Raw genomic sequence first — 17,376 nt, 5'->3', positions numbered from 1 at the left:
CAGGGGGCCGGGTGCCGGGCGCAGTTCCTCGGGGGCGTGCGCCGCAGTTCCTCGGGGGGCGAGCGCTAGCGCAGTTCCTTGGGCGGCGTGCGGTCCGCGTCGACCTTCTCGGTGCGCTCCAGCTCGCCCCACACGATGTAGCGGTGGCGGGAGGTGTAGACGGGGGTGCAGGTCGAGAGCGTGATGTAGCGGCCCGGCCGCTTCCGGCCCGACTCCTTCGGGACCGCGTCCAGCACGTCCACGTTGTACTTCGAGGTCTCCGGCAGCGTCGCGTAGACCTTGTAGACGTACCAGGTGTCGCGGGTCTCGAAGACCACCGGGTCGCCCTCATGGACCTTGTCGATGTTGTGGAACTTCGCGCCGTGCCCGTCCCGGTGCGCGGCCAGGCTGAAGTTGCCCTTCTTGGCCCACGGCATCGCGGACTTGACCGGCTTGGTGTAGTAGCCGGCCACGCCGTCGTTGAGGGTCTCGGTGGCGGTGCCCTTCTTGACCAGCACCTCGCCGTTGTGCATGGACGGCACATGCAGGAAGCCGATGCCGCTCTTGGTGTCCAGCTTGCCCGGCCCCTGCTGCGCCCAGTGCTTGCGCACCCGGTCGCCCTGCTTCTTCGCCTCGCGGTCGGCCAGGACGTTGGTCCACCACAGGGAGTAGACGACGAACAGGGCGAGGATGATCCCCGCGGTGATCAGCAGTTCGCCGAAGACGGCGATGGCCGCGGCCACCCGTCCACGGCCGGGACGGCGGCTGGGCGTTGCGGACGGGCCGGGGTGCCGGTCCCGCCGCTCCTCGTGGTCGGTGCGTGCCACCGCGTCGTACCCCTTTTTTCTGGTTACCCGGCTGTTCCCGCTCATTCGACCAGCGCGTCCGGCTTTCCCTTGCTACGCGGCCGCTCGTCGACCATCTTGCCCCAGACGATCATCCGATAGGTGCTGGTGAACTCCGGGGTGCAGGTGGTCAGCGTGATGTACCGCCCCGGTTCGGTGAAGCCGGAGCCAGGCGGCACCGGCTTGATGACGCCCGTGTTGGACGGCGACGTCTGCGGCAGGATGCTGCTCATCGCATAGGTGTAGTACCGGCTCTGCGTCTCGACAACGATCTCGTCACCGGGCTTGAGGCGGTTGATGTAGCGGAACGGCTCGCCATGGGTGTTGCGGTGCCCGGCGAGCGCGAAGTTGCCCTTCTTGTCCCACGGCATGGCGGTCTTCAGCGGGCTCTTGCCGTAGTGGCCGACCATGCCGCGGTCGAGGACCTTGTGCTTGTCGATGCCCTCCGCGATCGGGGCCTTCACATCCAGTTTGGGGATGTAGATGATCGCGAACCCCTGTCCGGGGGAGAAGGTGCCCGGGTCCCGCTCGTCACCGCTCTCGTCCCACTTCTTCTGAAGGTTGTTCGCGGCGCCGTTGGCCTGCTGATGGGCAAGGATGTTCGTCCACCACAACTGGTAGGTGACGAAGAGCAGCATCACCACGCCGAGCGTGATGAACAGCTCGCCGACCACCCGGCTCGCCACCACCCCGGGGCTGTCCTTGCGCGCCCGCGCGGCGCGCCTGGCCTCCATACGGGTGCGGGGCCGTGCGTCCCCGGCGCTCCCCGCGCCCTCCGCGGCCCGTGTGGCGTCCGCTTCCGCCGTGCCGCGCCGGGCGGCGCGGGAGCCATGCTTTCCGGCGCGCTTCCCGGCCCCCTGGGCGGCCTTACGGCGGGCGGCCCGGCCGCCGGACGTGGGCGCGGGCTCGGGATCGCCGTGCCGGTCCGCGTCGACCTTGCGCAGCAACATGGTCTGGTCGGCGGGCGGTGCCTCCACTGCGCGCAGGGCGACCGTCTCGTCGTCGCCCCGGGGCGGGACCTGGGGCAGGACGGCCGTCTCGGCGGCCTCCGGGGCGCGTGCGGAGGCCTCGCCGGAGCGTGGAGACGCCTCGGCGGATCGTGGGGACTGTGGGGACCGTGGGGACGTCTCGCCGGAGCGTGGGGGCGGCCCCGGGGCGCGGGTGGGCGGCTGAGCGGCGTATGCGGCCCCTGAGGGCCCCGTGGGGGCCGTACGGGCGCGGCGGCGCCCGGTGGGCGGCCCGGCAGCCTCAGCGGCCTCCTCCGACCCCGCGGGGGCCGTACGAGCGCGGCGACGCCCCGTGGGCGGCCCGGCAGCCTCAGCCGCCTCCTCGCCCGAGGGGACCGTGCGAGCGCGGCGACGCCCCGTGGCCGACGCGGCAGCCTCAGCGGCCTCCTCCGGTCCCGCGGCGGCCGGGCGGGCGCGCCGTCTGCGGCCGGTGGGCGGCGGCACGGAGAGCGACGCGGTGCCCACGGCGTGCCCCGTGGGCCCGGCCGGGGCGGAGTCCGGCAGCGGGTCGGTCAGCGGGTCCCGCAGGCCCTCCGCAGCCGCCGTCTGGAACGCGTCCGGGTCCCCATGGGCGCCATGCGCACCAGGGGCGGCGTACCGCTCATGAGACCCGTACGGCGCGTACGGGGCGGGCTCCCGGGCGCCCTGGGCGGCGCCCTCGCGCTCGGGGCGCGGTCCGGTCACTCGCCGGCCTTACCGCCGACCGCCCCGACCACCGGGGCGAGCCCCGCGGACCGCCCCACGGCATCCGTGTCCCCGCACTCCACCAGCCAGTTGGCGAGCATCCGGTGGCCCCATTCGGTGAGGACCGACTCGGGGTGGAACTGGACGCCCTCGACCCGTAGTTCACTGTGGCGCAGACCCATGGCGATACCGGTTTCCGTCCAGGCCGTGATCTCCAGCTCGGGGGGCACCGTCCCCCGTTCCACGGCCAGCGAGTGGTAGCGAGTGGCGGTGAAGGGGGTGGGCAGCCCGCTGAAGACGCCGGCTCCCTCATGGGTCACCAGCGAGGTCTTGCCGTGCAGCAGCTCCGGAGCCCGTCCGACGACTCCGCCGTACGCGACGGCCATGGACTGCATCCCGAGGCAGACGCCGAACACCGGTACGCCGGTGTCCGCGCAGTGCCGCACCATGTCGACGCAGACTCCTGCCTCCTCCGGGGTGCCGGGTCCGGGCGACAGCAGGACCCCGTCGAAGCCGTCCTGGGCGTGGCCGAGGGAGACCTCGTCGTTCCGCACCACCTCGCACTCGGCGCCGAGCTGGTAGAGGTACTGGACGAGGTTGAAGACGAAGCTGTCGTAGTTGTCGACGACCAGGATGCGCGCGCTCATCGCGGACCCGCCATTCCCTGGTCGACCGTCACGTCGTTGAACGGCAGCAGGGGCTCCGCCCAGGGGAAGACGTACTGGAAGAGCACGAAGACGATCGCCAGCACCAGCACGAGCGAAATCAGCGCCCGCACCCATGCGTTACCCGGCAGATGCCGCCAGATCCAGCCGTACATGCCATCCCTACTCACCGATGACGAAGTCGATTGCAGCACCAGAGTAAGGGGCGAGGGGTGGGGCCGGAGGGTCAGCTGTACAAAGCCTTGGGCTTGCCTTGGGCTACGGATTGGGTCGCGTCGAGGTGTGCCCAGGCGATCAGCCGGTGGCTGTGGCCCCATTCCGGCTCGCAGGTCGTCAGCGTGAGATAGCGGCCGGGGCGCCGGAAGCCGGACGCGCGCGGCACCGGATCGATCACCCCGGTGTCGGTCGGCAGGGTGCGGTAGGGCCGCCGGTCGACGCGGTAGGTGAACCAGGTGGTGCCGTCGGTCAGCACCACCGCGTCACCGGGGCGCAGCTCGGGGAAGTCCTTGAAGGGGTCGCCGTAGGTGCGGCGGTGCCCGGCGACGGCGAAGTTGCCGAGGGCGCCGAGGCGGGCGGTGCGGGAGTAGTGGCCGAGCCCCTTCTTCAGGGTGTCGGTGGCGGTGCCCTCCAGGACGGGCTTGGCCCAGTCGGCGCCGAACCGCGGGATGTACATGATCGAGAAGGAGGCACCCGGCTCGTAGCGGCGGGGCTTCGACGCGGGCTCGGCGCCCGCGCTGACCGTGCCGGTGGCCCAGCGGTCCTGGAGGTGGTCGATCTCGCCGTCCATGGCGCGGTCGGCCCGTACGGAGGTCCAGTACAGGACGTAGACCACCAAAAGGATGATCAGAGCCCCGACGGTGACGCAGATCTCACTGAGCGTCCTGACGATCAGCCGCGTTCTCATCGGCTCCCCACTGTCCGCCCCGCTGACCCGGTGCCGCGCGCCGGTCCGCCGGTGCTATCCGATGGGCTGTGCCTGGTGCAGATCCACTGTGCCGGAGTAGCCGGGAAGAGTCACCGTGTCGTGCTGGTCGACTTTCCAGCCGAGGCCGTACGCGTCGACATAGCTGCGGTAGTTCTGGATCGCGGGTGAGGCGGCGAGGGCGGCACCCAGCTTGTCCCGGTCACCCACGGCGGTGACCTTGTAGGGCGGCGAGTAGACCTGGCCCTGGAGGATCAGGGTGTTGCCGACGCAGCGCACCGCGCTGGTGGAGATCAGCCGCTGGTCCATGACCTTGATCCCCTCGGCGCCGCCCTGCCACAGCGCGTTGACCACGGCCTGGAGGTCCTGCTGGTGGATGACGAGATCGTTGGGCTGGGGATCCGGGACGCCGGGGATCTGCGGGGTGGCGTTCGGCGGGGCGTCGGTGAGGGTGACGGTGAGCCCGGGGCCGGTGAGCTTCTTGGTGCCGGCGGTCTCCTCCAGCTCGGCCAGCTTGCGGCGCTCGGCCTGGGTGCTGCCGTTGTCCCGGCGGGCGAGGGCGTCGACCTCGGAGCGTATTTTGGCGGTGCTGTCGTCCAGGGTGCCGTTCTTACGGCTGCGCTCCTGGATGAGGTCGGAGAGCCGCAGCATCGATTCATCACTGCGGAGATTGGTGCCCTGGGCCGTGTTGAAACTGGTCCAGAAGATCACCCCGGCCAGTGCGAAGACCGCTCCGGTCAGCAGCCGTACGGGGCGGAACCGGGGGCGGCGGGACGCCGGGGTGGGGGAGTCAGCGGAATTGCTCAACGTACCCTTACTCCTTACGACGCCGCGGAAGGACTACGCTAACGGACGTGTGGGGGAGGGACGTGGTCCCCGTCGCTGTCCCGCCCCGGCGCCGTCCGTACACATCCCCGCGCGGTCACGCAGCGCATCGACAGGAGAGTTCCTCGTGCCGAAGTCACGGATCCGCAAGAAGGACGACTTCACGCCGCCGCCGGCGAAGCAGGCAGCCAGCATCAGTCTGAACAGCGGCCGCCGGTGGGTGGCGCCGCTGATGCTGGCCATGTTCCTGATCGGCCTCGCGTGGATCGTCATCTTCTACGTGACCACGGGGGACATGCCGGTCGAATCGCTGGGCAACTGGAACATCGTGGTCGGCTTCGGCTTCATCGCCGCGGGGTTCGTCGTCTCCACCCAGTGGAAGTGACCCGGCGGTTCCCACGCCCGTCCCCAGGTTGTCCACAGAGTTATCCACAGCCGGGGAAAACTCAGAAGATCTGTGGATAACCTCTGCCGTGTTGACGCCGGTGTGACCGGTTCCGGGCACCTGTTCGATCGTTCGTACCCCCGCCTTCCTGCGAAAACGCAGGTCAGTCGGGGGGCGTACGCAAGTTCTCCACAGGTTGCGTAAGATCCGCCACGCGCTGTGGACAACCGACCGGGTGCAGCTCGTCCCAGGTGGCCCATGGCCGACCGCTCATGAGCTCCAGCCTGAGCTCCAATCGACGGCTTCAGCCGGTGAGCTGCACCGTCCGTATCCACACCATCGCAACGATCGCGAGCAGCACCAGGACACAGGTCCCCCGCTGCACCAGCGCCCGCTTCTCCCGGGGCGCGTGCACCATCCCGTACGCCACCACCGTGCCCGCGACCAGGCCGCCGACATGGGCCTGCCAGGCGATGCCGGACCAGGTGAAGGTGAAGAGCAGATTCAGCGCCAGCAGCGCGATGACCGGCCGCATGTCGTAGTTCAGCCGACGCATCAGCACGGCGGTGGCGCCCAGCAGGCCGAAGATCGCGCCGGAGGCGCCCAGCGACGGCTGGTTCTGGGCGGCCAGGAGATACGACAGCGCGCTGCCGCCCAGCCCCGACAGCATGTAGAGCACGATGAAGCGGACACGGCCGAGCGCGGCCTCCAGCGGGCCGCCGATCCACCACAGCGAGAGCATGTTGAAGGCGATGTGCATCAGCTGCTGGTGGAGGAAGACCGAGGTCACCAACCGCCACCACTGGCCCTCGGCGACGCCGACGATCTGCACCGTGCCGGGGTCGTAGGCCCGGCCGACCAGGTCGAGATCGTTCACCAGCCGGTCGCCCGCGGACAGCGCGGCGAGCCATACCGCGATGTTGATGGCCACCAGGATCTTGGTGATCAGCCGGGGGTCCGAGGCCATCGTGCCGCCGGCCAGGGTGCGCGGCTGGGCGGCGCGCGGCGGCGGGCCGGCGGCCGAGGCCCCGGACCCGACGGGCGACCGTCCGCTCACGCACTCGGGGCACTGGAACCCCACAGACGCGCTGATCATGCACTCGGGGCAGATCGGGCGCTCACAGCGGGTGCAGCTGATGCCGGTCTCCCGCTGAGGGTGCCGGTAGCAACAGACCGCCTGGTCCTCCATGGTGTCCCCTCGCCCCTTGTCCACTTCTGATCGGGCGTTCCCCCGCCCCGCTTGTTCACACGGACACTTGTTCACACGGACAAGCGGGGCATGAAAGTTCCCCGTACGGGTTCAGCCCCCGTACGGGTTCAGCCCTCGCGCGTCTCCACCACGACCGACTCGATGACGACGTCCTGGAGCGGACGGTCGGTGCGCGGGTTGGTAGCGGTGCCCGCGATCGCGTCGACGACCTTCTTGCTGCCCTCGTCGACGACCTCGCCGAAGATGGTGTGCTTACCGGTCAGCCACGCGGTCGGGGAGACCGTGATGAAGAACTGCGAGCCGTTGGTGCCCGGGCCGGCGTTGGCCATCGCCAGCAGGTACGGCTTGTTGAAGGCCAGGTCCGGGTGGAACTCGTCGCCGAACTCATAGCCGGGACCACCGGTCCCGTTGCCCAGCGGGTCACCGCCCTGGATCATGAAGCCACTGATCACCCGGTGGAAGACGGTGCCGTCGTAGAGCTTCTCCTTGGCCTTCTTGCCAGTGGCTGGGTGAGTCCACTCGCGACTGCCTTCGGCCAGTTCGACAAAGTTCTTGACCGTCTTGGGCGCGTGATTCGGCAGCAGCCGGACCACGATGTCGCCGTTGTTCGTCTTCAGGGTGGCGTATAGCTGCTCGGCCACGATCAACCTTCCATCGTTTTCACTTACGTCTCCTGATCCTCGCACGGACGCAAGGTGGACGAGTAGCCGCTGCGGCGGCACCCGGCGCGCCGATCCGCGCGGTTTCCCCGAGAATCCTCCCTATGACCCAGATGCCCGATCACACATGCTGGCCATGGATAGAAGGGGCATGATCTCCACAAACAGGCATGATCTTTCTTTGGATGGAAACACGAAACTGGGCAAATAGAGCGCGCAACGAGAACGCACGACTCTGAACCCCGGAGCTTGACCACGCCACCGAGGAGGAGGATCCCGTGACCCGCATTGACAGCGTGCGAGCCGCGACCGGCACAGCCAAGGGCAGCGTCCTGCACGCCGCGGAGGCGGTGGCGCCCTATGCCGGCACGGCCAAGGACACCGCGACGCGCTACGCGCACGAGGCCCGCGTCCGGCTGGCGCCGAAGGTCTCGACCGCGGCGCACCAGGCCCGGTGCACGGCCGGTGCTCAGTACCACGCCCATATCGCGCCACGGCTCGACCAGGCCCGCGGCACCCTGCCGCCGAAGGTGGACCAGGCCGCCACACGAGCCGCCAAGCGGACCCGTAAGGCGGCACGCCACGCCGCCGACTACACCGCACCGCGGATGGGGCAGGCGATGGCCGGGGTGCGCGCCGCCGCAGGACCGGCCCGCGAGGAGGCGACCGTCCGCACGGCGGCGGCCATCGCGGCGCTGCGCACCCATGTGACGGCCGCGGAGATCGAGAAGCTCGCCCGGAAGCACCGCCGCCGGGCCCGGGCCGCCCTCTTCGCCAAGCGGGCGACTTTCATCGGACTGGTCGGCGCGGGCGTCTACGCCGCGTGGAAGTGGTGGGACAAGCAGGCCAACCCCGACTGGCTGGTCGAGCCCCCGGCGGCGACCGAGGTGGGCGACCGCGAGCGGCTCTCGGCGGTGGACGGCAGCGACCAGGACGCCCTCGACCCCGAGGTGCAGGCCAAGCAGGCCGAGGCCGAGGCCCGCAGGGACGACGAACGCTGACGGCGCCGCTCACGGCGCCCGGCGCAAGCCCTCCACGAGGGGCGGGGGATCTCCTGACCTCCCGCCCCTCGTCCTCTTCTCCGGGGCAGCTCTCTCTCCGACGCGGCTCCTTCTCCGGGACGCCCCCTCCGGGGCCGCTCCGGCTCAGTCCGCCGGGTCCTCCCCCTGGGAGCGGCGCTGCCGCCGCTCCAGGAAGATCTCGGTGAAGACCGAGACCTTGGCCCGCAGTGCCCAGGGGTCGAACGGCTTGGCCATGTAGTCCACCGCACCGGCCGCATAGCCCCGCGAGGAGTGCTCGGGATCGGAGCCCATCGCGGTGAGGAAGATGATCGGGATGTCGCGGTTACGGGGGCGCCGCTTGATATGGGCCGCCGTCTCATAGCCATCCATCTCGGGCATCTGCACATCCAGCAGGATCACCGCGAAGTCGTCGTGGTCGAGCAGCGCCTTGAGGGCCTCCTGCCCGGAGGTCGCGGTCACCAGCTCCTGGTCGAGCGTGGCCAGCACGGCCTCCATGGCCAGCAGATTGTTCTGCTGGTCGTCCACCACAAGGATCTTCGGCCGCGGCCCCATGGCCCGCTGGGGCGCGGGCCCCTCCCGTCCCATGGGCTCCTCCTCCTGCTGTGGCACCGCGGCCGGGCGCTGGGACTCCACCATGGCCAGCTGCCGCTCCAGGACCAGACAGCGCTCCTCCGCCAGCCGCCCCCGCAGCCGCACCTCGTCCAGTTCCTCGGTGAGCCGCCGCACCTCCTGCTGAAGCAGATCCCGCTCCTTGATCAGCTCCTCCCGGTCCGGGATGTCCCGCTCCAGCGCGTCCGCCCGGGCGCGCTCCGTCGCCCATGCCGCCTCGGCCTGGTTCAGCCGCACCTCGAGATCGGCGATGCGGTGCTTGAGGTCCAGCAGCGCCTCACCCAGCACATCCTGGTGCGCCATGGAGACCCGCGCGTCCCGGTCGGCGTCGGCCAGCTGGATCTGAAGGATCTCCATGGCATGCCCGGGGGAGCGGCTGGTGCGGACCGCGGCCCGGTGCAGCTCCCGCACCAGCTCTATGGCGGCCGGGGTGGGGGCGACGCCCCGCCGCTCGGCGAGATCGGTGAACAGATCGAAGACGAACTCCCACGGCGGGATGCGGGTGCCGTTCAGAAACCGCGAGATGGTGCTCGGATCCCGGTGCCGCCGCACCGCGTATCTGCGCACCGAGACCTCGAGCCCCAGGAACAGCTTCCTCAGCTCCACAGCGAACGCCCGGCACTCCTCGGGCAGGTTCTCGCCCAGTGGATGCAGCACACTCATCGTGTCCCCCTGTACGGCGCACCGCGCCGATCAGACGACTCCCGGGCGATCTGCCCGAGTTATGGAAAACACCCTGGAGCATCCCGCGGGTGTTGCGCCGGGCAATGACAAGAGTGGCAACACCGATATCAGGGGCGAAAACGGATCAGCCAGGACACCGGTTCGGCGTCCTGGCTGGTGATGGAGGTGGAGCCTAGGAGAGTCGAACTCCTGACATCCGCCATGCAAAATCGCGTGCACTCGAACGCAGGAACGACCAGGCATCACCAGGCAGTTGCAGCCCTGGTCAGGCACCCTCCCGGGAACGAAACGGACAAGAGGCCAGGGGAACGCAGGGGAATGCAGCGGGGTTTGTGGATCCCATGTGGATTCCCCACCACCCTGGCGCCCCTCACGAGACCGCACGGAGCCCCCGCTGGGGCTTCCCCTCCAGCGCAGCCCGCACCGTCTCCACCGAGTCCTCACTGCCGTGGGTGTAGTTCCACGTGACCCGGCCCCCGCGCTTCTGCCCGAGGATCAGCTGCACGTCCTTCTCCGGGACGCCGGCGGCGTGCAGGCGTGAGGCGAGCGCGTGCCGGTAGTCGTGCACCCGCGGCCACCACTCCCACCGGCCGGTGTCCTCGTTCTTCACCTTCCTGGCCAGGCCAGCGTCCTGGATGGCGGGGATCCAGTACCGCCGGAAGTTGTTCCGGTTCAGCACTCCCCCGCTCGGCCCCCGGAAGATGATCTCTTCCGGGTGCATGTCGGTACCGTCGCCGATCGGGGATTCGGTGGTCGCCTGGTCCCACCGCTGGATCATCACCTCGACCGCCTCGACGGCCTTATCAGTGAGCGGCACGGTCCGGAACCCCGCGCTCGTCTTGGGCGCGGCCTGCCTCCGGAGGCGGCCATGATCGTCAATGACCACCTCCTTCACTTTGACAGTGCGACCCTCCCGGTCGTAGTGACACCGGCGCAGCGCGGACCACTCCCCGAACCGCATCCCCGTCTCCTGCGCGAAGTCGGCGAACTGCCGGTAGTAGGGAGGCAACTGTTCACGGATCAGCGCGTACTGCTCCTCCGTCGGCGGCCGCAGGTCGTCCGGGTGCTTCGCCGGGGCCTCCGCCGTCACCTCCAGCTCGGCCGCCGGATTGAACGGGATGCGCTTCCCGTCTCGCACCGCGTCGGCCAGCAGACGGCGCAGCAGTTGCAGCACCTTGACTTGCGTGGCGTGCCCCTTCACCTCCTCGGACAGCCACGTCTGGAGCTCCATGAACTCCAGGTCGATCAGCTTGTGCCCGCCCCACTTCGGCTCGATGTGATGGCCCCACAGGCTGAGCTTCCGGTTCCTGGTGGTGGGCCGCCCCTTCTTCGACTGCGCCGACCACCACAGCTCCCACCACTTCGACAGCGTGATCTTCCCGCGCGCCGGATCGTGGTAGGTGCGGGTGCGGACGGCCGTCTTGACGGCGTCCAGGAAGGCGTCCGCGTCCCCCTTCTTCGTGAAGTTGCGGGCCTTCTGCTTCCCGGCCGAGTCCCGGTAGCGGGCCTGCCAGGAGCCGATGCAGTCCCGCCGCTGGCGTCGCTCGCCGTGCTGCTCGGGCGGGTACTCGGCCAGGCAGAGCTTGCATCCGCAGGTCTTGCTACGCATCTGCCTCGGGTTGTTGGTGGCTCTACGCGCCACGCACGATCACCTCACTCGTGTGTCGCTGAGCGGGGGTCTCTGGCTGCGCGACGTGCACCGCCTCCCCGCACCAGCAGACTGCACCCGACTCGGGCTGTTTGACGCCGAGTTCGGTAAGGACAAGCCTCACGAAGCGGGTTGCGGTATCGGCCGGGAGCGATGCCGGGATGTTGATCGTGACCCGGGTCCGGTCCCAAGGCTCTGTAACGCGTGTAGAACACCGCTGGACCGCTACGCACATATGGCGCCCCCCATGCATGCCGAACAGGATTACTCGCTGCTACCGAAGGGGGAGGGCAACGGTGCGCGTGAGGTGACGCTACTCCCGTTTTGCGTCTGGCTCCAGCACTTGGCACACAGAAAGTTCACAACTCAATCACACAGGGTGAGGAGGGCATTCAAGCTCAGACCTACGAGTCCGCTGAACGGTTGCCCTCCGCCACGGCGCGGATCTGCATCTCAATCATCCGCTGCTGCTCCGCCGTGAGTGTCTCTAGATCATTCATGATCCGCTGCTTCCGATCCGGCGCCAGCTCGCCCGGCACCGTTCGACCAGCGGCCTCGAAGACGCGAACCTCCGGGATGCCGTACTCGGTGGCGAGCTTGCGGAGATTCCCGGGCCGCGGGCCGCGCCCGGCGCCGCGCTTGCGGTGGACCCACTGGTTCACTGCGGCTGGGGAGACGCCGATTCTGCGCGCGATGGCGCTCTCGCTGTCGCCGGTCTGGTCTTTGATCCAGACGATCAGCTGCGAGAGGTCTTCGTCGGGCGCGTGATGGCTGGCGGTCACAGGGCAAGAGTGCCGGTCGCCTTCTACTTTCTGCAAGTAAAAGTAGAAGGCATGGCCGATACCACTCCCCTGGCCAACCCAAGATAGAACGCGCATTCGATTCACGCCACCCTCAAAGAAACTGTGCGCGCCTGGCTTGACCTGGCTGTAACTGTAACTGTAAAACTGCATCAGCGACGCTTTCCGGCGCCGCCCCAGCTACCACCGCACGGGGGCCCGTACATGTCCAACCTGCACCGCAGAGACGGCGGCCAGCAGATCCGCGACGCCATGAAGCGCGCCGCACTCTCTGGCCCCGCCCTCGCCGAGATCACCAGACGCGTCGACCCCGACGGCCGCGGCGTAAGCGCCGCGATCATCGGCCGATTGACTGGAACCGGCCTCAGCGAGCGAGAGCGGTGCAGGCTCCGCACGGCCTGGCTGATTGCGGTTGCACTCGGGGAGCCGCTCCAGAACCTCTTCGAGTTCTTCAGCGTGCCCGAACCTGTAACTGTTACTGAAGAAAGGTCAACATCCGATGGCCAGCACTGACCTGGCGGCCCGCGCGGCTGAGCTGCCCGCCGGCATTCGGCCGCTGCTCAAGAAGCGCGAGCTACAGGCGTACTTCGGCGTCTCGCACTGGACGGTCGACCAGTGGCTCAAGGCGGGGTGCCCGAAGCGCCGGACCCCCGGCGGGCGTGCTCTCCGCTTCGACCTCGCCGCCGTCGAGCGGTGGATGGACGAGGTCGAGCAGGGCGCCCAGACCGCCTGACCAAACGCACAAAAGGGGCCGCCCCGAAACGCCAGCCCCGGGACGACCCCAGCCCACTCACAACCAGAGAAAGGAGCGGGCATGAGCAAGAAGCCTAGCCCGCAGATCGCTCCGGCCACCGCGCTGGGGCAGCTCCTCTCCGAGCACCCGGAACTCCCGCCCGTCGAATGGACGGTCCCGCGCACCCACGGCGTGCTCAAGGGCGCGTTGTTCGCCGATGACCACCCGTTCGAGGTGCTGCGGGCGTACGCCGACGTGTTCGGCGGATCTATCCGGCCGGACACCTCGCCCGGTGCCGAGTTCGAGTCGGCCGGGCTGGTGCGGCGGGTGCACCGGCTGACGACAACCTGGCGCGACGTGCCGATCGTGGTGGAGGCCACGGCGACGGTGGGCCTGTGCGGGGCGCGGTTCCTCCCGGGGCAGTTGGCGGAGCAGCGTCACCAGCTGGGCGACGCGCCGGTGCCGTCCGCGTGGGCGGTGATCGCGTGAACGCGCCGACGACTCGTGACCCGCTGACGGTGACGACTAACGACGGGACCGCGTGGACGCGTCGTGCGGTGACGCGCGGCGGCCGGGGTCTGTACGCGCCGGAGGGTGTGACGGGCTGCCCGCAGTTCGTGATGGCCACGTTGGAGGAGCTGGCCGAGCACGGGCTCCAGGGCCACGGTGAGGCTGGTGCACCTTCGGAGTGCGAGCGGCTCCGGGCTCGGGTGGATGAGGTCGAGCGTGCGTACACGTTCGACACGGCTGCGCTGAAGCAGCGGGTCGCCGAGCTGGAGCAGCACGCCGCCGAATCGCGGATGTCGGCCATCGATGACGTGGCCAACTGGCTGCGGTCCGTGGGTGAGGACGACGCCGCGTACTTGGTCGGCACCTCTGACATCCCTGTGGCCGCGGTTCCGGAGCGGTTGGAGGACGCCGCGCCGACGCAGGTGATCCCGGTCGTGGACGACGTTCCGGTGCCGGTGCTGCTGACGGACCAGGACGGTCCGGCTGTGGTGACGTCGGCGGCGATGGCGGCGGCCGCGAAGTTGCGCCGGTCGCTGCCGCTCTCGGGTGGTGAGCGGTCGTGATGTTCCTGTTCCTCTTCACCGCCGCCTATTTGGGCGCTCTGGCCGTGTGCTGGGCGGTCAACGCCGCCACGACCCCGGCCCCTGACACACCCGCCGACCCGTGCGCGGAGCTTCGCGCCGCTCTCTCTTCGGCCGCTCTTCCTGGAGATCACCGATGATCCGGATCCGCCGCGCGCTCGCGCGCCTCTTCCGCCGCCCGGCCGTCACCGGCCCGTACCGCCTGTACGTCCACCGCATCCCCGGCGGGGCCGTGCTGGACGTCGAGCACTACCTGACCCGCGTGATCACCTCGATCGCCGACGACCCCGACCTGTTGGCCACTCTGCTGGAGATCGCCGACGAGCGCGGGGCCGCGACCGCGTACGACGGGCACGAGCCGGAGTCCCTGTTGGTCGAGCGGCTGTCGGCTGACCTGGGCTACGAGCTGCCGCTGTATGGGGGCGAGGTGGCGCGGCTGGCGGATCGGCTGCGTGAGGTCGCTCCGGTGGCGTCGGTGCCTGCGCAGCGTGCCGCCGAGGGTGGTGCTGCCGCGTGAAGAAGACGCATCGCGATGAGTGGCGCGTCATGGTCACTCTCAAGCCGCGCCGCCCCGCCGACCTTGGGCTGACCGGGCTCGACGACCTGGCCGAGTTCGTCGCCGTGGCCGAGCCGATCACGGTCGCGGTTCTCCCGCGCCGCCTCGGCAGCTTCGGCTTCCTGTCCATGAGCGACAGCCTCGCGAGCCGCGACGTCGAGGGCGACTACCGGCGCCGCTGCGAGGAGATCGCGGCCGAGCTGCGGCAGCGCCCGCAGGTCGACGAGGTCACGATCACCTGCACCGAGACTCACACGTGCTCGCACTGCCGCTACGGCTGGGAGGAGTTGACCAGCGAGCAGGCGGCCGACCCGCAGGAGCGGCTCGACGAGTACAGCGTCGAGGGCGAGCCGGTGTGCTGTGACAAGGCGATCGCCGAGTTCCGCGCCGAGCGGGGCATCAGGCAGTACCACGAGGGCGTCGTCGCCTACCGCAACACTGACCGGCCGGGCGTGCTGCTCTGCCGCCAGCACGGTGACGGTTGGGCGGGCCTGGTCCCGCTCAGGTCCGATGACCTACCCGACGGCGGCACCTGCACGTACGGCGCCCCGCATGAGGAGTGCGGCCGGGACGTTCTGATCCAGCCGTCGCAGGCCGAGGCGGGTGGTCAGCGATGAGCGAGCCGATGAGCGTGCAGGAAGCGTTGATCCGCCTGCGCCAGTACCAGGAGCGCCCCGCGCCGACGTGGTCCACGGCTTCCTATGGCAGCAGCGCTGCGGAGAGCACGCTTGCCGAGATCGGCCGGACGTTGGCGGCCGAGGTGGACAGGCTGCGTGCCCCGCGTGCTGCTCGTGACGCCGAGGTGCTGCGCAAGGCGGCCGAGGCCGCCGACTGCCTCACCCGGGAAGGCTCGCCCAACGTCACCACCACGTTGGAGTCCGCGTGGTACGACGGCGCCGACGCGGCAGTGCAGCTGCTCCACCGGATGGCCGACGAGGCCGGGAAGGTCACCCGCCACGCGGGCGAGTACCGGTACTGCGGCGCCGACTTGGGCCGTGACAAGTACCCGTACACCTGCAACCGCCGCATCGGCCACGACGGGCCGTGCGGTCCCGATCGGGACGGCGACGCGGGCGAGATCACCCAGCCCGCCGACACCACGCCGCTCGTCGTCCACTGGGACCGGCTCGTCATGCCCCCGACCGGCGAGGACGACCACACCGTCATCACCTGCACGGCCGACGATGGCCGCCCGGTCGCGCTCTTCCTCACCGACGAGCACCGCCAGGCCCTCGGCGAGGAACTCCTCACCCCCCTCGGCGACGAGGCCCGCGAGCTCCTCGCCGAGATCCGCCGTCGGGGCCGGGCCATCACCGTCAGCCAGGCGCACCGCTGGCTGAACACCCGCAGCGTGCCCCGCGCCCACGTCCGCGCTCTGCTCCGTCGTCTGGCCGAGCACGGCGATCTGACGGTGCGCGAGGAGCGCGGCCGCCGGACGTACGTGGTGAACGACGCGGGCGGTGACCACCGATGATCGCCGAGCACCGCAAGGCCGCGCTCGTCGTAGCCGACCACTCCCGGGACGCCGCTGACTGCCGTCAGCTCCTCGAAGCCCTCGGCCTGGCCGAGCCCGCGCCCAAGCGCCGAGGCCGCCCGCGCGGCGAATACGGCCACGGCATCCCCGCCAGGTACAGCCAGGGCTGCCGGTGCAAGGAGTGCACGGCCGCGTTCACGGCCAGCGCTCGCGAATGGCGGGCCCGGGTCCGGCAGGACCCGTCCGCAGCGGACCGGGCGGGCCATGGCAAGGCGTCCACGTACAAGAACTACGCCTGCCGCTGCTCGCCATGCGTCGCTGCGAACACCGACCGGTGCCGGGCCCAGCGCGCGGCCCGGAAGGCGAGGGCCGCATGAAGCGCCGCGACTCCTTCAGCGACGGCGGCTACTGGACCCGCTCGGACCGCTCCGGCCGCGCCCCGTCGCTGCGCACCGCCCGTGACCGGGCCTACCTCGACCACCAGCCCCGCAGGCGCGGCCTCATCGCCCGCCTCCTCACACCCCGGGGGAACCGCCCATGACAGAGACGACCGTGCAGGCCGGGGCTTCGGCCCCGGCCGCCGGCCGACGGGTCACACCCACCGGCCGCCTCATCCTCCCCGCCGACGCCGACCGCGCCGCCTGGCTCACCGCCCGCCGCTCCGGCATCGGCAGCTCAGACGTACCCGCCATCCTCGGCCTCGTCGACTTGAAGCCGCCGCTGACCGTCTACTACGACAAGATCGGCCGCGACGTGGACGACGCGGGCGAGGCTGCGTACTGGGGCACCGTCCAAGAGGAGCCCGTGGCCCGCCGCTGGGCCATGCAGAACCGGTCCGTGATCCGCCGCGTCGGCCTGGTCGCTCACGTCGACCACCCGCACTGGATGACCACCCTCGACCGGCGCGTCACCGAATGCCCGCTCTCCGAGGACGAGCAGGCCCCGTGCGCGCTGGAGGTCAAGACCCGCAGCGCGTTCAAGTCCGCGCAGTGGCACGCCGGAGCCCCGGACGACGTCCTCGCCCAGATGCTGTGGCAGATCATCGTCAACGGCTACGAGCACATGCACTACGCCGTCCTCATCGGCGGCAACGAGTACCACCAGGGCACCGTCCGCGCCGACCAGTACCAGGACGTCATGGCGGACGTCACCGTCGCCGTCGACCGGTTCTGGCACGAGCACGTGCAGGCGCAGGTCCCCCCGGAGCCGACCGGCAACGGCGACGCGCTGGTGAAGCTGTTCCGCCGCCTGCACCCCACCCGCTCCGGGGCGGTGGACATCGACCGCCACGACGACGCCATCGACGCGCTCGCCGACTACAACCGCCACCAGCGCGCCGAGTCCGCCGCGAAGAAGGCGAAGGCCGCGGCCAAGGCCCGCATGGTGGCCGCCCTCGGCGACGCGCAAGAGGCCCTCATCGGTGGCGAACGCGCCTACGCCCTGGAGCCCAGCAACGCCGCCCCGAAGGTCGACCTGGAGCAGCTCGCCGAGCGCTGGCCCGACGCCTACGCCGCGTGCGTCACCCCGAATCCGACCGAACGCATCGACATTGCCAAGCAGTTCAAGGGGGATTTCTGA

At 70.1% G+C, this 17,376-nt stretch carries 23 protein-coding genes; 12 read left to right on the top strand and 11 right to left on the bottom strand.

Annotated features, from left to right (window positions below; genetic code table 11):
* Positions 1-65: 65 nt before the first annotated feature.
* From ACJX2R_RS27195 to ACJX2R_RS27170, 6 genes are all read right to left on the bottom strand, one after another.
* Positions 66-851, bottom strand: a complete 786-nt coding sequence (locus tag ACJX2R_RS27195; protein ID WP_413102291.1) for a class E sortase — start codon at positions 849-851, stop codon at positions 66-68.
* The gene (locus ACJX2R_RS27190) at positions 848-2,515 is read right to left on the bottom strand and encodes a class E sortase (protein WP_413102290.1); all 1,668 of its coding nucleotides are present in this window, start codon (positions 2,513-2,515) and stop codon (positions 848-850) included. The genes ACJX2R_RS27195 and ACJX2R_RS27190 overlap by 4 nt, the downstream gene beginning before the upstream one ends.
* A complete protein-coding gene (locus ACJX2R_RS27185; protein WP_413102289.1) occupies positions 2,512-3,162 on the bottom strand; it encodes an aminodeoxychorismate/anthranilate synthase component II in 651 nt (216 codons plus the stop codon). The genes ACJX2R_RS27190 and ACJX2R_RS27185 overlap by 4 nt, the downstream gene beginning before the upstream one ends.
* Entirely contained in the window at positions 3,159-3,335 is a 177-nt protein-coding gene (locus ACJX2R_RS27180) for a hypothetical protein (protein WP_020869946.1), read from the bottom strand. Before ACJX2R_RS27180 ends, ACJX2R_RS27185 begins: the two co-directional genes overlap by 4 nt.
* A 71-nt stretch (positions 3,336-3,406) precedes the next feature.
* Complete coding sequence (locus tag ACJX2R_RS27175) at positions 3,407-4,084, bottom strand: class E sortase (RefSeq protein ID WP_413102288.1); 678 nt, start codon at positions 4,082-4,084, stop codon at positions 3,407-3,409.
* Between the two features lie 54 nt (positions 4,085-4,138).
* Positions 4,139-4,909 (bottom strand): DUF881 domain-containing protein, encoded by a 771-nt coding sequence (locus ACJX2R_RS27170; protein WP_413102287.1) that lies wholly within the window; start codon positions 4,907-4,909, stop codon positions 4,139-4,141.
* A gap of 145 nt (positions 4,910-5,054) precedes the next feature.
* Here ACJX2R_RS27170 and crgA point away from each other — a divergent pair, with 145 nt between their 5' ends.
* A complete protein-coding gene (gene crgA, locus ACJX2R_RS27165) occupies positions 5,055-5,312 on the top strand; it encodes a cell division protein CrgA (RefSeq protein ID WP_020869949.1) in 258 nt (85 codons plus the stop codon).
* Between the two features lie 304 nt (positions 5,313-5,616).
* On the opposite strand, the gene ACJX2R_RS27160 is transcribed toward crgA, so the two are convergent.
* A complete protein-coding gene (locus tag ACJX2R_RS27160; protein ID WP_262701983.1) occupies positions 5,617-6,501 on the bottom strand; it encodes a rhomboid family intramembrane serine protease in 885 nt (294 codons plus the stop codon).
* Positions 6,502-6,629: 128 nt separating this feature from the next.
* Complete coding sequence (locus ACJX2R_RS27155) at positions 6,630-7,163, bottom strand: peptidylprolyl isomerase (protein WP_121825279.1); 534 nt, start codon at positions 7,161-7,163, stop codon at positions 6,630-6,632.
* A 296-nt stretch (positions 7,164-7,459) separates the two neighbouring features.
* Here ACJX2R_RS27155 and ACJX2R_RS27150 point away from each other — a divergent pair, with 296 nt between their 5' ends.
* Entirely contained in the window at positions 7,460-8,182 is a 723-nt protein-coding gene (locus tag ACJX2R_RS27150) for a DUF5324 family protein (protein WP_413102286.1), read from the top strand.
* A 144-nt stretch (positions 8,183-8,326) separates the two neighbouring features.
* Here ACJX2R_RS27150 and ACJX2R_RS27145 read toward each other — a convergent pair whose 3' ends face one another.
* From ACJX2R_RS27145 to ACJX2R_RS27135, 3 genes are all read right to left on the bottom strand, one after another.
* Positions 8,327-9,475: a response regulator gene (locus tag ACJX2R_RS27145; protein WP_413102285.1), complete on the bottom strand. Its 1,149-nt coding sequence runs from the start codon at positions 9,473-9,475 to the stop codon at positions 8,327-8,329.
* A 391-nt stretch (positions 9,476-9,866) separates the two neighbouring features.
* Positions 9,867-11,105 carry a tyrosine-type recombinase/integrase gene (locus tag ACJX2R_RS27140; RefSeq protein ID WP_413102284.1) on the bottom strand — a complete coding sequence of 413 codons (1,239 nt, stop codon included), beginning with the start codon at positions 11,103-11,105 and terminating at the stop codon, positions 9,867-9,869.
* Between the two features lie 443 nt (positions 11,106-11,548).
* On the bottom strand, positions 11,549-11,926 hold the full coding sequence (locus ACJX2R_RS27135) for a hypothetical protein (protein ID WP_413102283.1): 378 nt from the start codon (positions 11,924-11,926) through the stop codon (positions 11,549-11,551).
* A gap of 222 nt (positions 11,927-12,148) precedes the next feature.
* Between ACJX2R_RS27135 and ACJX2R_RS27130 the strand changes: the two genes are divergently transcribed.
* The 10 genes from ACJX2R_RS27130 (at position 12,149) to ACJX2R_RS27085 (ending at position 17,376) form a co-directional block, all read left to right on the top strand.
* The gene (locus ACJX2R_RS27130) at positions 12,149-12,457 is read left to right on the top strand and encodes an XRE family transcriptional regulator (protein WP_413102282.1); all 309 of its coding nucleotides are present in this window, start codon (positions 12,149-12,151) and stop codon (positions 12,455-12,457) included.
* Complete coding sequence (locus ACJX2R_RS27125) at positions 12,444-12,677, top strand: helix-turn-helix transcriptional regulator (protein ID WP_413102281.1); 234 nt, start codon at positions 12,444-12,446, stop codon at positions 12,675-12,677. Before ACJX2R_RS27130 ends, ACJX2R_RS27125 begins: the two co-directional genes overlap by 14 nt.
* A gap of 81 nt (positions 12,678-12,758) precedes the next feature.
* Positions 12,759-13,166, top strand: a complete 408-nt coding sequence (locus tag ACJX2R_RS27120) for a hypothetical protein (protein WP_413102280.1) — start codon at positions 12,759-12,761, stop codon at positions 13,164-13,166.
* On the top strand, positions 13,163-13,750 hold the full coding sequence (locus ACJX2R_RS27115; RefSeq protein WP_413102279.1) for a hypothetical protein: 588 nt from the start codon (positions 13,163-13,165) through the stop codon (positions 13,748-13,750). Before ACJX2R_RS27120 ends, ACJX2R_RS27115 begins: the two co-directional genes overlap by 4 nt.
* 154 nt (positions 13,751-13,904) lie before the next feature.
* Positions 13,905-14,285, top strand: a complete 381-nt coding sequence (locus ACJX2R_RS27110; protein WP_413102278.1) for a hypothetical protein — start codon at positions 13,905-13,907, stop codon at positions 14,283-14,285.
* Complete coding sequence (locus ACJX2R_RS27105; RefSeq protein WP_413102277.1) at positions 14,282-14,941, top strand: hypothetical protein; 660 nt, start codon at positions 14,282-14,284, stop codon at positions 14,939-14,941. The genes ACJX2R_RS27110 and ACJX2R_RS27105 overlap by 4 nt, the downstream gene beginning before the upstream one ends.
* Before the next feature lie 8 nt (positions 14,942-14,949).
* Positions 14,950-15,798 (top strand): hypothetical protein, encoded by an 849-nt coding sequence (locus tag ACJX2R_RS27100; RefSeq protein ID WP_413102276.1) that lies wholly within the window; start codon positions 14,950-14,952, stop codon positions 15,796-15,798.
* Positions 15,795-16,175 (top strand): hypothetical protein, encoded by a 381-nt coding sequence (locus tag ACJX2R_RS27095; protein ID WP_413102275.1) that lies wholly within the window; start codon positions 15,795-15,797, stop codon positions 16,173-16,175. Before ACJX2R_RS27100 ends, ACJX2R_RS27095 begins: the two co-directional genes overlap by 4 nt.
* Complete coding sequence (locus ACJX2R_RS27090; protein WP_413102274.1) at positions 16,172-16,339, top strand: hypothetical protein; 168 nt, start codon at positions 16,172-16,174, stop codon at positions 16,337-16,339. The genes ACJX2R_RS27095 and ACJX2R_RS27090 overlap by 4 nt, the downstream gene beginning before the upstream one ends.
* Positions 16,336-17,376 (top strand): YqaJ viral recombinase family protein, encoded by a 1,041-nt coding sequence (locus ACJX2R_RS27085; RefSeq protein ID WP_413102273.1) that lies wholly within the window; start codon positions 16,336-16,338, stop codon positions 17,374-17,376. Before ACJX2R_RS27090 ends, ACJX2R_RS27085 begins: the two co-directional genes overlap by 4 nt.

The sequence above is a fragment of the Streptomyces sp. Inha503 genome, from assembly GCF_047215865.1.
GTDB classification, from domain to species: domain Bacteria; phylum Actinomycetota; class Actinomycetes; order Streptomycetales; family Streptomycetaceae; genus Streptomyces; species Streptomyces lycopersici.
The sequence above is the reverse complement of the archived record's forward strand: the minus strand, read 5'-3'. Positions and strand labels throughout refer to the sequence as shown.

Coding starts and splice junctions, on each gene's coding strand:
- ACJX2R_RS27110 (WP_413102278.1), top strand. CDS start 13,905: ATGATCCGGATCCGCCGCGCGCTCGCGCGCCTCTTCCGCCGCCCGGCC.
- ACJX2R_RS27145 (WP_413102285.1), bottom strand. CDS start 9,475: ATGAGTGTGCTGCATCCACTGGGCGAGAACCTGCCCGAGGAGTGCCGG.
- ACJX2R_RS27090 (WP_413102274.1), top strand. CDS start 16,172: ATGAAGCGCCGCGACTCCTTCAGCGACGGCGGCTACTGGACCCGCTCG.
- ACJX2R_RS27175 (WP_413102288.1), bottom strand. CDS start 4,084: ATGAGAACGCGGCTGATCGTCAGGACGCTCAGTGAGATCTGCGTCACC.
- ACJX2R_RS27140 (WP_413102284.1), bottom strand. CDS start 11,105: ATGCGTAGCAAGACCTGCGGATGCAAGCTCTGCCTGGCCGAGTACCCG.
- ACJX2R_RS27185 (WP_413102289.1), bottom strand. CDS start 3,162: ATGAGCGCGCGCATCCTGGTCGTCGACAACTACGACAGCTTCGTCTTC.
- ACJX2R_RS27100 (WP_413102276.1), top strand. CDS start 14,950: ATGAGCGTGCAGGAAGCGTTGATCCGCCTGCGCCAGTACCAGGAGCGC.
- ACJX2R_RS27085 (WP_413102273.1), top strand. CDS start 16,336: ATGACAGAGACGACCGTGCAGGCCGGGGCTTCGGCCCCGGCCGCCGGC.
- ACJX2R_RS27160 (WP_262701983.1), bottom strand. CDS start 6,501: ATGGAGGACCAGGCGGTCTGTTGCTACCGGCACCCTCAGCGGGAGACC.
- ACJX2R_RS27120 (WP_413102280.1), top strand. CDS start 12,759: ATGAGCAAGAAGCCTAGCCCGCAGATCGCTCCGGCCACCGCGCTGGGG.
- ACJX2R_RS27125 (WP_413102281.1), top strand. CDS start 12,444: ATGGCCAGCACTGACCTGGCGGCCCGCGCGGCTGAGCTGCCCGCCGGC.
- ACJX2R_RS27180 (WP_020869946.1), bottom strand. CDS start 3,335: ATGTACGGCTGGATCTGGCGGCATCTGCCGGGTAACGCATGGGTGCGG.
- ACJX2R_RS27095 (WP_413102275.1), top strand. CDS start 15,795: ATGATCGCCGAGCACCGCAAGGCCGCGCTCGTCGTAGCCGACCACTCC.
- ACJX2R_RS27130 (WP_413102282.1), top strand. CDS start 12,149: ATGTCCAACCTGCACCGCAGAGACGGCGGCCAGCAGATCCGCGACGCC.
- ACJX2R_RS27195 (WP_413102291.1), bottom strand. CDS start 851: ATGAGCGGGAACAGCCGGGTAACCAGAAAAAAGGGGTACGACGCGGTG.